The following is a 14,286-nucleotide window of genomic DNA, read 5'->3' on the forward strand; positions in this document are numbered from 1 at the left end:
TGGCAATATTATCGCAGGGAATAGGGATGAATCATAGCTAATTAGACGGGCATTGTGTAAAGATTTGTTTACATTCATGAGATATAAAAAAATAATTGTCCAATGTAACTGGACAATTATTTTTGGTATGTATCAATTAATTAAAACGGACTCTGCATTTGTAAAATAAAGTTCCAAATTCGTTTGGCATAGCAGCTTGATCAAAGTTGGAACGTATTTCTGTTTTGAGATCAGATAAGTTGTCGGTGATAATTCCGTCAACATCTAAGAACATCATCTGACTCATTGCCGAAGTATCGTTGACAGTCCAAGCGTAGACTTTTTTGTTGATGGCATGGGCGTTGTCAACGAAGTTAGAATTAAGGGTCGTATATTCCATAGTGAACCCGTCAGCGTCACTGATCGGAACACCAGTTAAATTGAATGAAAGAATGTAATCTGCGGCTACTCTTGGCATATAACGTTTGCTTTGTTCAATATAGCTGTACTTTAGTGAGTGCACCATATCGCCGTTATGGTCTAATTGTTTGCCGTATTTTTGGGCGAAATTCTTGACGAAGTCATCGCTATTACCGCTAACCGATTTGAATTCGACCAGTAATTTTTGATGGAGTTTAGTAGCTGTCTGTAAGTAATCATCGAAACTGGCGATGTGTGCTGTTCTACCATTTTCATGGATTTCAACGTTTTGAAGTTGTGATAATGTCATTTGGCTAGGACGTTTTTTGATTCCAGCTAAGCCTTTCAAGGTATTGTCGTGATAGACCACGTATTGATGATCCTTGGTTTCTTGAACATCCATTTCGATATAGGTAGGTTTTTCCTTCGATGTCGCTTTTAATGCTGAAATAGAATTTTGAACGCCATTGCCGTTATCAACGCCACGGTGTGAGATGGTAGCGGGTCGTTCCATCAGCCAGCCTTTGAAGTACATTGTGTCATATGACATAAAACTGATGATTGTTACGACAGCTAATCCAAGCCAGAACCATCTGTGAGAATGAATCTTGCGTTTATTTTGGATATATTGCGTTTTGGTTTGGTTGAGAATGATAAGTGTTGATAGGGAAGTCCCGTAAATACTAGTTAGAATATTGATTAATTGAACCAAGGTTAAGTTAATGATTGCGATAGGAAAACTGATTTTGGTTATATGATCAAAACTCCATTGACCAGCCAAAATCACTCCAAACAAAAAATACATTGTTATCGTTATAGCTGCGAAAACACACAAGAATGCAATCAGATAATATAAGGTTTTGTTCCTAGTCATACGCCAACTTTGTTTGATAGCATTTTTGACGGTACGGTTATCGAAAATCATTAGTGGCAAAACAAATAGCCAGCGAATACCAATATAAAAAATGATTACATACAAGATCATTAAGGTCATTCCCCAAACTAGATGTTCTTGAAACAACCAGTCAAGTAGGAATTCTGGTACTTTTACTTTGCTTAAAAGATTGGATGAAAATCCGACACTAGCAAAAGGTGTGATAATCAAAAAATATAATAGGAAGAAACCAAATGCCTTGAATGGCAGACTGGCTATTTCCCTAAAAATTGTTTTTAAGTAATCTCGCCAGTGTAAATTTGCTCGCGACTTAATCGCTTGAAAACTTAGTAAGACTAAGGCAAATTGACTGAATACCAGTAGTAGTATCAGCAGCAATACCAGTAGTAGTATCAGCAGCAATATCAGTATTAGTCCAATGAACACTAGTGGCCTTTTGGCAATAATACTTAGCATATTGGTGTAAGAAACATATTTGATCCCACCTAAATAAAGCACTCCGTTAACCAGCACATTTAGAAGTGGAACGATGATGAATGTAATTAGTAGTTCGACCAAAATAATAACCTGGCTGTATTTCCAAAAATAGCGCCAGAAATTGCGGTTCTGTTCTTTGAAAAGCCTGATACTCCCCATGATTTACCCCCGATAATCCCATTGTTATTAATAATAATACAAATAGTACGGAAGTAATATATTATCTAAAAAAGACTTCCATTAAGGAAGTCTGAGTGAAATTATTTTAGTTCAAGCTGGTATCCAATCTTACTTGTGCCATCTCCATTAGGTGTGACTTGTAATTGAGCTGGTAATTGATCCTCTAACTCACGTACGTGACTGATAATACCAATCATACGTGATTGACCTTCGACGGTTTGGAGAGCTTCCATGGCCATTGAGAGAGCATCCTCATCTAGTGAACCGAAGCCTTCATCAATGAAGAGGGCATCAATTTTGATTCCGCCAGATTGATTCTGGATCACTTCGGCCAAGGCTAGAGCTAATGATAATGCGGCGATGAAGCTTTCCCCACCAGATAAGGTGTGGACACTTCGAATCTTACCAGCATTGTCATCGTAGACGTTGATTTCTAGTCCAGTTCCATTGCGATGAGTACCGACTGATTCGTCTAGTTGGAATTGATAGCGACCGTTAGTTAGTTGTTGAAGTCGACTATTACCAAGCACTAGAACTTTTTGCAAATATGTCTGCAAGACGAATCTTTCCAGACTCAGCTTTTGAGCACCGTTACCATTTGTGACCGATGATAACTGTTGTAATTCAGCTAGGGCAGTCTGTTGTTCTTTAACTTGCGCTAAGAGTTCTGTCATCTGTTTGACGAGCTTGTTATTATCTTTGATCAAACTATCAAGATCATAGTATTTAGTTTCTAATTCATTGACCTTTGCTTGTGCTGCCGTAGTTGCTTCAGAAAGCACAGATAGATCTGGACGTGGTTTGTCAGCAATATTCTTCTTAGTTGTAGTTATTTGTCCAGATAATTCTGATTTTTGTTGTTCAAAGTTATTGATGTCAGTTCTGAGCGATGATAATTTACTTAGTTCAGATAATAAATTATTTAATTGTTCAAAATCAGGCTTATTCCATTTTTGGGTCATCTCAGAAGTTAGAGATTCATGATATTGTGCGACCTTAGCTTGAGCATCAGCAACGTATCTTTGTTCAGAATTGAGACTGGAATTGCTTGCAGAAATTTTGTTATTAGTTTCAACAAGTAATTTGTTGGCAGATTCATTATTTTTTTCATATTCTGCTTGTTTTTGGATTATTTTATTCAGATAGTTTTCTAATTCATCCAAATTATCGAAGTTATCGGCCAATTGGTTCTTTTGGTCTTTGAGCTGTGTCTGGAGTTGTAATACTTGATGTTCAATTTTTGAAGTTTCTTGGTTCTGTTCTTTTTGGTCAGCTGTAGCTGTTCCCAAATCTTTTTTGACATCTTCCAGAAGGGATTTATCATGTTGAACTTTTGATTTTTGAGCGTCATTTTCTTTTTGCTGATTATCCAATTTGGCTTGGTAGTCTTGTAGTTGAGTCTGTAAATCTGACTGGTCAGTATAAGTTATAGCAAGTTTTTCGTGAAGGCTTTGTTTCAAAGCTTCACTATCATTCTTAAGTTCAGTTTGTGAGTCGACCAATTGTTCTTGTAAGCTATCTAGTTGTGTTTTGACAGTTGCTAATTTAGTGTTGGCATCGTCACTGGCTTGTTTGGCTTTCTTTACTTGTTCTTCAGTAACTGTGATCGTATTGACTGGAGCTGGTGCGGGATGTTCTGTTGAGCCACATACAGGGCAGGGTGTTCCCGCAATTAATTTTTTACTTAACAGAGCAATCTGCTCACTGGCCCAGTCGCTATCTAGTTTTAAATAATTATTGTGCAATGATTCATAGTCAACAACTTGATCGTCCAGCTCTTTTTGTTTAGTTGCTATCGTTTCAGTTTGAGTTTCGACTTTATGATGCTGTTCTGAAACGGATTTAGCTTGTTTCAATATCTCATTTAGATCACGTTGTTGATCAGAAAGTTTTGCACCGAGTGATAACAATTCAGGCAATCTTTCACCACTGTTACTTAATTGGTCTTGTTGATCAGATAACGCCGAGATTTGCTTTGTGAACTGTTCATCAGCGCTTTTTGCATCTGCTAGTTTATTTTGAACTTTGGTTAATTTACTTTCAGTTTCTGCAACTTGTTCGTAAACTGTCTTTTTATCAGTTAAAGTGATGATCTCATTTTTGCGCTGTTCGGCGACGTTTTTTTGATCGCCCAGAGATTTAACAGTTTCTTCCACCTGTTTTAATTTTTGATCAAGGAGCTGTTTTTCAGTAGTTAATTTATTGACCGTATCAGTACCAGTTTTAACTTGTTCCTGAGCAGATTTTAATTGTCTGGCATCTGATTCCAGTGTTTGTATCCAATCAAGAGTTTTAACTAGTTCTCGCTTATTATCAATTGTTTCAGATTCTGCTTCTAAATTTGTAAGTTTTTTGTTTAGGATTTCTAGGTCTGCATAGTTTTTGTCGAGTGTTTTTCCGTTATTCTCGGCTGTTTGCGCGGCTGTTAAGTTACTTTTAGCCGTATCAAATTGATTCTTGAGTTCAGTTTTTTGTCTGAGCTGAACTTTTTCCTGTTCAGCTTGTTTATCAACTGCCATTTGAGGATTCAAACTGGTGATTTCATCTTCAGATAAACCATCCCAAGTCAATTGTTGCTGATAGGTATTCAGCTTTTTAGATGCATCTGAGTTTTGTTGTTGCTGTTTCTTTAATTTGTTTTTTAGTTCAGAGGCCCAGTTGCTGTATAGACTTGTTCCAAAAATATCACGCAGCACCTTTTCCTTATCATCACTGTTTGCCATCAAGAACTTTCTAAATTGCCCTTGTGGTAAAAGCACTATTTCTGAGAATTGTTCCCTAGTTAATTGAAGCAAATTATGAATGTAGGTCGTGACGGCATTCACCTTTTTGTATTCGTCGATGGCCTTTCCGCTCTCATCAAAAATCGTTAGAGTGACGTCTGCGGGTTGAGTTCGTGTACCCTCACCACGTTTTTTGAGGACCTCTTGTTCAGGACTGCGAACGATTTGATAAGTTTTACCTTGGTGTTCGAATCTGAACTTTACGCTGGTTTCGTTGTCCACTTTGGCAAAATCAGAGCGCATTTGTTTGGCCTGGCGGTCATTGCCAGAAGTCCCACCGAAGAGGGCAAAGCACATTGCATCAAAAATAGTAGTCTTTCCGGCACCAGTTTTTCCACTGATCAAAAAAACAGGAAAGTCGTTGAACTTAGTAAAATCGATTTTTTGATCTTTGTATGGTCCAAAATAATTTAATTCTAGTTGCAATGGTTTCATAATTAGTTGACCTCCTTGTTAGCAGTTTTCAAAGTGTCCGCAGCCCATTTTTCTTGAGTTTCTGACATGTCTTCTTCAGTTGATTCTTTGAAAAACTTCTTTAGGAGAGTCATTGGATCAAGATTTGGATCAATATCTGCGACTTTGTTATCTGTTAATACGGGACCATTAGCACGTTCGAGATTGATGATATATGGATATATTTCTCGCAGACTCTGCATTACATTCGGGATGATTTTGCTATCAGTTAGTTGGATCGATAAAAAGTCATTGCAGTTTTGTTGATTATAAAAATCAGGTGAAGTTAGTGTTTCATAGCTTTCAGTCAGGATTCGAATATCCTTGGTTGGTGTCAGAGGTTTAAATTCGACCTTGAAGGGATCAGTATCAACGATCCAAACGCCCTTGGTTTGGTTTGCTTCAGAGATTGAGAACTTCACGGGTGAGCCACTGTATTTTACTTTTTCAGCATGTAATGCGTCTTTGCCGTGCAAATGTCCGAGAGCAACGTAGTCGAAAGGTGACAGAATATCAACGGGGATAGCGTTTAGACCACCAACGGATACTTGGGTCTCGGAATCGACGTGTTCGCTTCCGGCAGCGAAAAAGTGGGCGATTAAGACGTGCTTCTTGTTGGGATCAAAGTTAGCCTGCATTTTTTCAACCAGTTTGACCATAGCTTCAGTTACGTTTTTTAATTTGTCGTCTTGAAGATATTGCTTAGCTTCGAATGGTTCAAAGTAGGGTAGCAAGAAGAATTGTGTATCGGCAATTTCGATTGGAGTGGTAGATTGACTGACTTTTGTATTTAAGAAGAAATTAGTCGCACTAAACCACTCGCTTCCTGTGTGTAGGCGAGTGGCGCTGTCGTGGTTTCCACTGATTGCTAGTATTGGAAACTTATGTTTCAAATTCATATCGATCAACATACTGTTCAATTGTTTAACGGAATCTTCGCCGGGAACAGCGCGGTCATATAGATCACCCGCTATTATAATTGCATCAACTTTTTCTGTCTCCGCGATATTTAAAATCTGTTTGTAGGCGTCATCTTGTTCCTTGTTAAGGCCGAAACCATGTAATTTTTTACCAATATGCCAATCGGCCGTATGTAAAAAGCGCATCTGTATATCCTCCCCAGATAGTAATTAATATTATTATAATCCTTATTCCAAACATTTTTTGAGGGTCGGAATCGAGATACTTTCGTTGTATGTGGCAACCAGATAATCTTGGATCTGGGAAGCTTCGTCATACTGCACCGATAATGACTTGATGAATGATTTAGCTTCCGGCGTTAAACGACTGCGCGGAGAATTTGTCATTCTAAATTTACCGTCGAATTCAGCAACATCAGTAATATCAGAATTTGATTGCTCAGAGATTGTTTCTTGTGAAACATTTTTGAGTAACAGATCTTTTTGTGTAATTTCTTCACGTAGGGAATCGATATTCAGTACTAAATTGGCCGTTATAGCCTGGTATCTTTGAATCTTAGACTCGTATTCCGCAATTCTACTTAACAAGGTATTAAGCTCAGTCTTGGTCCAAACAATAGCGTCGTTGCTGAGGCTCAAATATCCTAAATTAGAATCTTCCTTGAATTGTAGGGGACTGATGGGTCCATCAGGAGTTGAACGAAAAGCACAGTATGGTAATTCGTGAAAAAATCCTTTGGTGTGTGCGGTATATTTTTTGGTTTTGCTATGAACATCATTTTTCACATCTTCGACGAAGGATTCAATAATAACTTTTAGACTATTCTTATCTTTGTAGTGAATTATCAATAAAGGAATATTGTTTTTCTCACAAAAATTCAGTCTAGAAGTCCCGTTAGTAGATAAACGCTTGAATGCAGCTTTGGCGCTATCCGAATTATTTCTCGGTGAATAGTGTTGAGCGCCGTTGTATTCAATGATTGCTAAGAACCCATTGACATCGAGTGCAAAATCAACCGGAAGCATTGAATAATCACTTTTACTCCTCAAGTCATCGAATTTTCGTTCACGATCAAATAAGACTTGTAAGTTATTTAGAACTCCGATTATTTGTGATTCAGGCTCAGAAGGTTGATCCATGATTTACCCCACTTAAAATGTTGTTGTCTTCATTATACGAACATATGTTCGTATATACAAGAAGAACTTCAACTTACACATTTTTTTATAGTTGGAACAGAAATATTTTCATCATAATTTATTTTCAGGAAGCGATGGATTTCAAATAAGTCAGTACTATAACGATTGGATAATAGCTTAATAAAGGTTTTGGCATCGTCGGTCAGGCGGCTTCGAGGAGAATCATTCAAACGAAATCTGCCGATGAAGTCAGGTAGATTCACCTTGTTAGATTCGGCTCTCGGTAACGAATCAGTGTCTGGTTCAGTCAGTGATTGAATCAGGTCTGATTGCTGATCGACTTGTTCCTCTAATTCATGGATATGCAGAACCAGTTCAGATGTAACGTTTTTATATTGCTCGATTTCTGATTTATAATTCTCTTCACGGGCAACCATGGTTTCCAGTCCTTCCTTAGTCCAGAGAATCGCATGGTCGATATTAAAACAGCCGAGCTCTTCGATTTTTTCTAGTTTTAGTGGATTAACTGGAGCATCTGGAGTGTCGGCTGTTTTGTCGAAATTATAATATGGGAAGGCTGAGAAATAGGCCTTAGTATTTTTGGTGTAGCGAGGCTTAGTATCATGGATATTGAATTTTACATCTTCAATAAACTTAGGAATCAAGTGCTTCATGGCTTTGCGGTCTTTATAGTGGATTACCAACAAAGGAATATTATTTTTTTCGGCGAACTTGATCCTAGCTGAGCCGTTTTTGGTCAAACGACGCCAGGCAGCAATTGAGCTCGGCGTATTATTGATTGGCCGATAGTGTTGAGCACCGTTATATTCAATGATGGCTAAGAATCCATTGATGTTCAAAGCAAAGTCGACAGGAAGCAGTGTTTCGTCGTTAACACTTTTTAATTCATGAAAAACTTTTTCTCGTTCGAAAAAAATATTGTGGCGATTGAGTATCTCGATAATCTCTGATTCTGAAGTTGAAGGTTGTTCCATTGCGGTAGTCCTCCTCATTTAAGCTATATATATTCTATATAACGAAGTTGAGACTAGTCTAATAAGAACCCTTAGATTTCTGATGAAAACGTTGGAATAGTATTTTTGATGAATTTAATTAGATTAGTTATGGAATAATCTTAAATCAACTAATAATTGGGTAAATTCAACTACTGGTTGGTAGCTCAACAATAATATTTTAGGAGCTTTACGCCAGATTGGGCGAAAAGAACAGAGGTGCAGCCATGTATAAAACGGCAAAGGAATTGTATGAGTATAGAGATGTAATAAATAGATGCCATGCGATGTTGTTAGATTATCGGAAAATATCAGAGCGTATAGATCGATATGAAGGCATTAAAGGCCTATTGTTCGGCAATGTGATGGTATCAGGTAACAATAAGAATACTACCGATAAGCGTATGGCCAAGTGTATACAGGATAAAGAAAAGTTGTTTCAGATTGATGGAGCTATTAACCATCTTAGTAGGCCTTACAGACAATTATTCGATCTGCTGTATCGTAGTAAAAAAGTATACCAAACTGATGAAATATGTAGCCTTACAGGGATGTCAGGAGATCAGTTTTTCGATATGTTGTTTGATTCGTTGTATAAGTTTTCTAAATTCTATAAAGGTAAAATTTAAATATTGAAGTGTAGTTGCTGATGTAATGCATGTTTAGAGTAATAGTAATATCTTAATGTGTTGACAGTTATATAAGCTGTTGCTAGAATTGAGCTATAGCTTAAAGCATTAAAAAAGAGGGATGCTGGAACATCCCCCATTAGATAGATAGCCCGTTTAAGACGGTGGCTTTAATAAATTTAAATCAGTAGACCGATAAACTAGCCAAAGTTATCAGCGGTCTACTTTTTTAGTGTCTTGATAAGTACACGCCACGCTTTTACTAATAAAATCATAGATCCCAGCAAAATAGAACTTGCCAAGATGATACCTATAAATTTTACGATCAAAGACGTAACGACATCTAGACCCGTAGTAGGTTATCCCTTTCATTTTGATGTGATACGAGCTTAGGTAAATTACACCATAAGCACCACCAGCCTTTCAGAAATAGCCACCGCCTTAACTTGCTACCAATAATGATTATCTATTAAGTAATGATAATTTAATAGCCATATAGGTAATTCTTAAGGTAATTACAAATTATCATCCTAAAATTATATATTCTGACACCATAAATGGGTAACTGATTTGCCCCCTTTTATACTTGACGTGGTGAAACGCCGCCCCGTCAAAGCATGATATTAAACGTTAAGTAATATTAAGCTGCATTGTTTTTTAAGCTTTAGCAAAACCATATTGTTTTTGTATTTAGGTGCCTAGGTTAAACCTACCCACCTAGTTACTAATGAAGAAATAATTTAAATACGAATTGTTGTAAAGCATAGAGGTATGGCTTAATCAGCCGGAATTTAGGCCGATCAGAATGTTATGTATGACATCCCTACTGATGAATACATATAAAGAGTGATGCATTCAATGGTTGAACTGATGCAGGGAATACACCTATGAAACGTATAAATATTGAGATACCAAAATTTAAATGCTAGGATTTACGTGTACTTACTATTTTATAATTTGATATAAATAAAAAGCCACCACATTGAATGTGATGACTAACGCCCGTCCAGTAATTTTATTTTTGTTGTAACTGACTACCATTTGACTACCATAAAGATGCAATAAGCTGATTCTTAAAAGTATCATAGAAAATAAAAAACCAGTCATACCAGTGCTTTAAGCACTTAATATAACTGGTTAAATGTGATATTATGGGTGGCCAGGGGATCGAACCCTGGACCCACGGATTAAGAGTCCGTTGCTCTGCCAGCTGAGCTAGCCACCCATGTGTTAGATGTGTTGTATCAATCAACGAGATATATAATACCATACGAACAAAATTGGAAGCAAGTACTTTTTCAATAAAATTTTAATTTTTTTAAGTTGCGGTTATGTTGATTTTGTTTTAATAACATATAACTAGTATAATAATCACGTCAAGGAGAGATAATATGGCAAAAAAAATTCTAGTAGTAGATGATGAAAAGCCTATTTCTGATATTGTTAAATACAATTTGGAAAATGAAGGCTACGAGGTCATAACAGCTTTTGACGGTCAAGAAGCACTCGATAAGGTAGAGGAAGATGATCCTGATCTGATCCTACTCGATTTGATGCTTCCAGTAATTGATGGGTTGGAAGTGGCTAGAACTGTAAGAAAGACTAAAGATACACCGATTATTATGTTGACCGCTAAAGATACTGAGATTGATAAAGTTATTGGTTTGGAGCTTGGTGCTGATGACTATGTAACCAAACCATTTTCTAACCGTGAGTTAGTTGCTCGTGTTAAGGCTCGTTTAAGAACACAAAGAAACGTTCAAAATGACGAAAGTAAAAATAGCGAAATCAAGATTGGTGATTTAACTATTCTTCCTGATGCCTATACGGTAACAAAAAATGGTAAAGAAATTGAATTGACTCATCGTGAGTTTGAATTATTGTATTATTTAGCTCAGCACATTGGTCAAGTAATGAAACGTGAACATTTACTTCAAACAGTTTGGGGTTATGACTACTTCGGAGATGTTAGAACTGTGGACGTTACGGTCCGTCGTCTTCGTGAAAAAATTGAAAATAATCCTAGTCAGCCAGAATGGCTAATGACTAGACGTGGCGTGGGTTACTACCTTAGAGATCCTGAGGCAGAGGCTTAGCCATATTTGAACTGACTCATAATACGAGTCAGTTTTTTTGTTATCTTGAAAGCTGTATAATGAAAAGTAATTGATTACATTTTATAGGTGGAAATATTTTGAAAAATAGATTCGTGTTTTTACATTCGATTAACTTCAAAATCGGATTATCTTTTATTTTAATTTTGATCGTCACAATCGAAATAATTGGGGCTTATTTCGTGCAGAGACTTGAGGAACAAAATGTCTCTGACTTCGAGAATTCAATCGTAGTTCCCGCATATACGTTGAACCAAATCTCTGATAACTTGAATGATAACGACAGTGCTACACGTGAGAATATCAGCAATGTGATTCAAGATTATGCTCGTAATAACTCTGATATCACCGATATTCAAATCGTCGATCGTAACGGTATTATCGTTGGAACCAAGGATGTCGATAAGTCGTCACTGATTGGTACTAAGACGATGAAGAACCAAATCAAGCAGAGTATCAGTAATGGTAAGAAGATCACACAGATATACTACGATAAGGGTACTGGTAGCTCGTACGAGTCCGTTTCGCCAGTCTCATCACCAGATAATAGTTCCATCGTCGGGGCGGTCTACGTTCGCGCTAGCATGGAGTCTGTATACACTGGCATAAATAATATTATTGTTATTTTCCTTACAGCTTCTCTAGTCGCCGGATTATTAGGTGCTGTTATTGCTATTTTCATTTCTCGTGCAATTACTCGACCTATCGACGAAATGAAGCAGCAGGCGGTTCGAATGGCTGAAGGAGATTATTCAGGTCAAGTTCGTGTCTACTCACCCGACGAATTGGGCCAATTGGCGATGGCCGTCAATGACCTGTCTGTCAAAGTTGAAGAAGCAACTGAGAACTCAGAATCAGAGCGGCGAAGGTTGGACAGCGTGCTAACACAAATGTCTGATGGTGTTATCGCTACAAATAGATTAGGTAATATTACCGTAATCAACGAAATGGCACAGGAATTCTTGAATAAGGACGAGGAAGAAGCTGATGGTAAGTCATTGGTCGAAGTTCTCGGTATCGACGATAAGATAACCTTTGACGAATTGTTAGAGAATCCTGATCCAATGGTTATTGAAACTAGTGATGGTCCGGATGAAGATTACGATGAGAATGATGATAACTCATTGATCTTAAACGCCGACTTCTCGCTGATCCAAAGAAACAGTGGCTTCATCAGTGGTATGGTTTGTGTTCTACATGATGTCACTGAACAACAAAAGATCGATAGTGAACGTCGTCAATTCGTTTCGAACGTTTCACATGAGTTACGTACACCATTGACAAGTATCAGTAGTTACATTGATGCGTTGAATAACGGTGCTTGGAAAGATCAAAAGCTAGCTCCACAATTTTTGAATGTTACAGCTGAGGAAACCGACCGAATGATCCGTATGATCAAGGATCTATTGAGTTTGTCACGAATGGATCAAGGTCGTTCGAAACTGGATAAGGAATTGGTCAACTTCAATGAATTCTTCTCCTATATCCTGGACAGATTTGATATGATGTTGAAAAAAGAAAAGGCCGATGCCAAAGAAGACGATACGAAAGTGGTCAAGAACTACCGTATCAAACGTATTTTCACAAATAAGGATCTTTGGGTCGAGCTGGATACTGATAAGATGACACAAGTTCTTGATAACATTATGAATAACGCCATCAAGTATTCGCCCGACGGTGGCGTTATAACGTGTCGTCTATTGGAAACAAATAAGCATATTATTATTAGTATTTCTGATGAAGGTCTTGGTATTCCAAGAAAGGATATCAAAAAAGTCTTCGAACGATTCTATCGAGTTGATAAAGCTAGATCACGTAAGCAAGGTGGTACTGGTTTAGGATTATCTATCTCCAAAGAAATCGTGGAACAACACAAAGGTAGAATTTGGGTAAATAGTGCTGAAGGTAAGGGATCAACGTTCTATATCTCCTTGCCATTTGACCCTAATGAGACTGGAGGAGAATGGGATGAAATTTAGTCGATTGATCGTACAGATATTGCTAGTGATAGCAGTCATCACAAGTATTGTCCTGTCCTTCTATATTTGGACCAATACGGCCCGCTACCAAGCTGGCAGAAATATCGATGTTACGACAACAGATACTGATAAGAATAAGATTCCTATCGATCAAGTTATCAGTCCGACCCAAGTTATTTGGCAAGATGGAACTGATCAACGTTTGATCTATAACAATGAAGAAAATATTTCGATGAGTATCCAAAAGGTTATGAAAGACTGGAATATCAGCGAGCCTAAGGAAGTCTTCAAAAAGGACGGTGCCCGCTACCAAAGAATAATCCAACAAGACAATGCGATCCAATTGGTTTATCCCACTGCTATTTCAGTGAAAACTCTCGGTTACTTATTAGATAGCACAGATTTGAGACGTGCCAAAGATTACTCGTTTGATCGAATAATCTTTACTTTGAAGAATAAAAAAGATAATTATATTTATTTGGCAAATGATAGTAATTACGCAGTATATCGTGCCAAAGTTAAAGATGCAGTTTCAGAACCAATTTTAAAATTAGCTCGAAAGACTAACGTTGATTTGAAGGTTCGTTTGAATCTTTTGAAGCACGGCGTATTTACCTTCTATACTGAACCAATCAAGATGAAGACTTACTCGTATGTTATGAGTGGTAAGAAGGATTCTGAATACACAACTGCGTTATTTGATTCGAATAGTGATGATCTGGTTACGTCACAAAACGAAAATATTTATACCTATAATTATGGTGAAACGAAGCGACTTATCTCTGATCATAACAAGGGCGAGTTGACGTTCTATGATTATACTGACACATCAGTGCCGAAGGACAGATTGTCCTTCTTCCAGCGTGGTTACAATAAGGCTGTCAATCTACAGAATTCAGTCTCTAACTTGAGATTGTACAATGCTGATTGGGGCGAAAAAGAATTGACTTATCGTGAATATGTCGAAGGTTTCCCAATCTTTAAGAAGAGTCAATTTGGTTCGATCAGGATCAAGTTCAGCCGCAATGGAACGACTGAGTACTTCTTGAATAAGGTTCTTGAGGTCCCTGTTCCATCTGATCAATCTGCGACGACTTTGCAGTCGACGACAAGTATCCTCAAAGGGATTGAGAAGGCTGGGTATTCACCTAATGATATTCAGGATATTCAAATTGGATATCAATGGGAAAGTGAAGCTGATAATGAAGATGTTATCGACTTAACACCTACTTATTATATTAAGATCGACGGTCACTGGAAGACCTATAGTGATTGGTCCAACGAGTCTGCAGAGGAGGAATAGC

The 14,286-nt window shown here is 37.5% G+C and carries 10 protein-coding genes and 1 tRNA gene; 5 read left to right on the forward strand and 6 right to left on the reverse strand.

Features of this window, described 5'->3' with window-relative positions; translation table 11 throughout:
- Positions 1-136: 136 nt before the first annotated feature.
- The 5 genes from JCM14932_RS03120 to JCM14932_RS03140 all read right to left on the reverse strand — a co-directional run bounded on the left by JCM14932_RS03120 (position 137) and on the right by JCM14932_RS03140 (position 8,242).
- Positions 137-1,930: a glycerophosphoryl diester phosphodiesterase membrane domain-containing protein gene (locus tag JCM14932_RS03120; RefSeq protein ID WP_025023581.1), complete on the reverse strand. Its 1,794-nt coding sequence runs from the start codon at positions 1,928-1,930 to the stop codon at positions 137-139.
- A 101-nt stretch (positions 1,931-2,031) separates the two neighbouring features.
- Entirely contained in the window at positions 2,032-5,169 is a 3,138-nt protein-coding gene (locus JCM14932_RS03125) for an AAA family ATPase (RefSeq protein ID WP_025023582.1), read from the reverse strand.
- Positions 5,170-5,171: 2 nt separating this feature from the next.
- Positions 5,172-6,293 (reverse strand): exonuclease SbcCD subunit D, encoded by a 1,122-nt coding sequence (locus JCM14932_RS03130; RefSeq protein ID WP_025023583.1) that lies wholly within the window; start codon positions 6,291-6,293, stop codon positions 5,172-5,174.
- Between the two features lie 42 nt (positions 6,294-6,335).
- Entirely contained in the window at positions 6,336-7,247 is a 912-nt protein-coding gene (locus JCM14932_RS03135) for a hypothetical protein (RefSeq protein WP_025023584.1), read from the reverse strand.
- Positions 7,248-7,315: 68 nt separating this feature from the next.
- Positions 7,316-8,242 carry a hypothetical protein gene (locus JCM14932_RS03140; protein ID WP_025023585.1) on the reverse strand — a complete coding sequence of 309 codons (927 nt, stop codon included), beginning with the start codon at positions 8,240-8,242 and terminating at the stop codon, positions 7,316-7,318.
- Positions 8,243-8,460: 218 nt separating this feature from the next.
- On the opposite strand from JCM14932_RS03140, the gene JCM14932_RS03145 reads away from it, so the two are divergent.
- Both JCM14932_RS03145 and JCM14932_RS17595 read left to right on the forward strand, forming a co-directional pair.
- The gene (locus JCM14932_RS03145; RefSeq protein ID WP_025023586.1) at positions 8,461-8,889 is read left to right on the forward strand and encodes a hypothetical protein; all 429 of its coding nucleotides are present in this window, start codon (positions 8,461-8,463) and stop codon (positions 8,887-8,889) included.
- 237 nt (positions 8,890-9,126) lie between these two features.
- The gene (locus tag JCM14932_RS17595; protein ID WP_369342631.1) at positions 9,127-9,282 is read left to right on the forward strand and encodes a hypothetical protein; all 156 of its coding nucleotides are present in this window, start codon (positions 9,127-9,129) and stop codon (positions 9,280-9,282) included.
- A gap of 759 nt (positions 9,283-10,041) precedes the next feature.
- Here JCM14932_RS17595 and JCM14932_RS03150 read toward each other — a convergent pair.
- A tRNA-Lys gene (locus JCM14932_RS03150) sits at positions 10,042-10,114 on the reverse strand.
- A 166-nt stretch (positions 10,115-10,280) separates the two neighbouring features.
- On the opposite strand from JCM14932_RS03150, the gene yycF reads away from it, so the two are divergent.
- The 3 genes from yycF (at position 10,281) to JCM14932_RS03165 (ending at position 14,285) form a co-directional block, all read left to right on the forward strand.
- The gene (gene yycF / locus JCM14932_RS03155) at positions 10,281-10,985 is read left to right on the forward strand and encodes a response regulator YycF (RefSeq protein ID WP_025023587.1); all 705 of its coding nucleotides are present in this window, start codon (positions 10,281-10,283) and stop codon (positions 10,983-10,985) included.
- Between the two features lie 98 nt (positions 10,986-11,083).
- Positions 11,084-12,982, forward strand: a complete 1,899-nt coding sequence (gene walK / locus JCM14932_RS03160; protein ID WP_025023588.1) for a cell wall metabolism sensor histidine kinase WalK — start codon at positions 11,084-11,086, stop codon at positions 12,980-12,982.
- Positions 12,972-14,285 carry a YycH family regulatory protein gene (locus JCM14932_RS03165; protein ID WP_025023589.1) on the forward strand — a complete coding sequence of 438 codons (1,314 nt, stop codon included), beginning with the start codon at positions 12,972-12,974 and terminating at the stop codon, positions 14,283-14,285. The genes walK and JCM14932_RS03165 overlap by 11 nt, the downstream gene beginning before the upstream one ends.
- The last annotated feature ends 1 nt before the right edge of the window (position 14,286 follow it).

This window comes from Companilactobacillus nodensis DSM 19682 = JCM 14932 = NBRC 107160 (assembly GCF_000615905.1).
Classification (GTDB): domain Bacteria; phylum Bacillota; class Bacilli; order Lactobacillales; family Lactobacillaceae; genus Companilactobacillus; species Companilactobacillus nodensis.

What these genes read in the sequence shown, in the direction of transcription:
- JCM14932_RS03120 (WP_025023581.1), bottom strand. Translation starts at nt 1,930, where the DNA reads ATGGGGAGTATCAGGCTTTTCAAAGAACAGAACCGCAATTTCTGGCGC.
- JCM14932_RS03125 (WP_025023582.1), bottom strand. Translation starts at nt 5,169, where the DNA reads ATGAAACCATTGCAACTAGAATTAAATTATTTTGGACCATACAAAGAT.
- JCM14932_RS03130 (WP_025023583.1), bottom strand. Translation starts at nt 6,293, where the DNA reads ATGCGCTTTTTACATACGGCCGATTGGCATATTGGTAAAAAATTACAT.
- JCM14932_RS03135 (WP_025023584.1), bottom strand. Translation starts at nt 7,247, where the DNA reads ATGGATCAACCTTCTGAGCCTGAATCACAAATAATCGGAGTTCTAAAT.
- JCM14932_RS03140 (WP_025023585.1), bottom strand. Translation starts at nt 8,242, where the DNA reads ATGGAACAACCTTCAACTTCAGAATCAGAGATTATCGAGATACTCAAT.
- yycF (WP_025023587.1), top strand. Translation starts at nt 10,281, where the DNA reads ATGGCAAAAAAAATTCTAGTAGTAGATGATGAAAAGCCTATTTCTGAT.
- JCM14932_RS03165 (WP_025023589.1), top strand. Translation starts at nt 12,972, where the DNA reads ATGAAATTTAGTCGATTGATCGTACAGATATTGCTAGTGATAGCAGTC.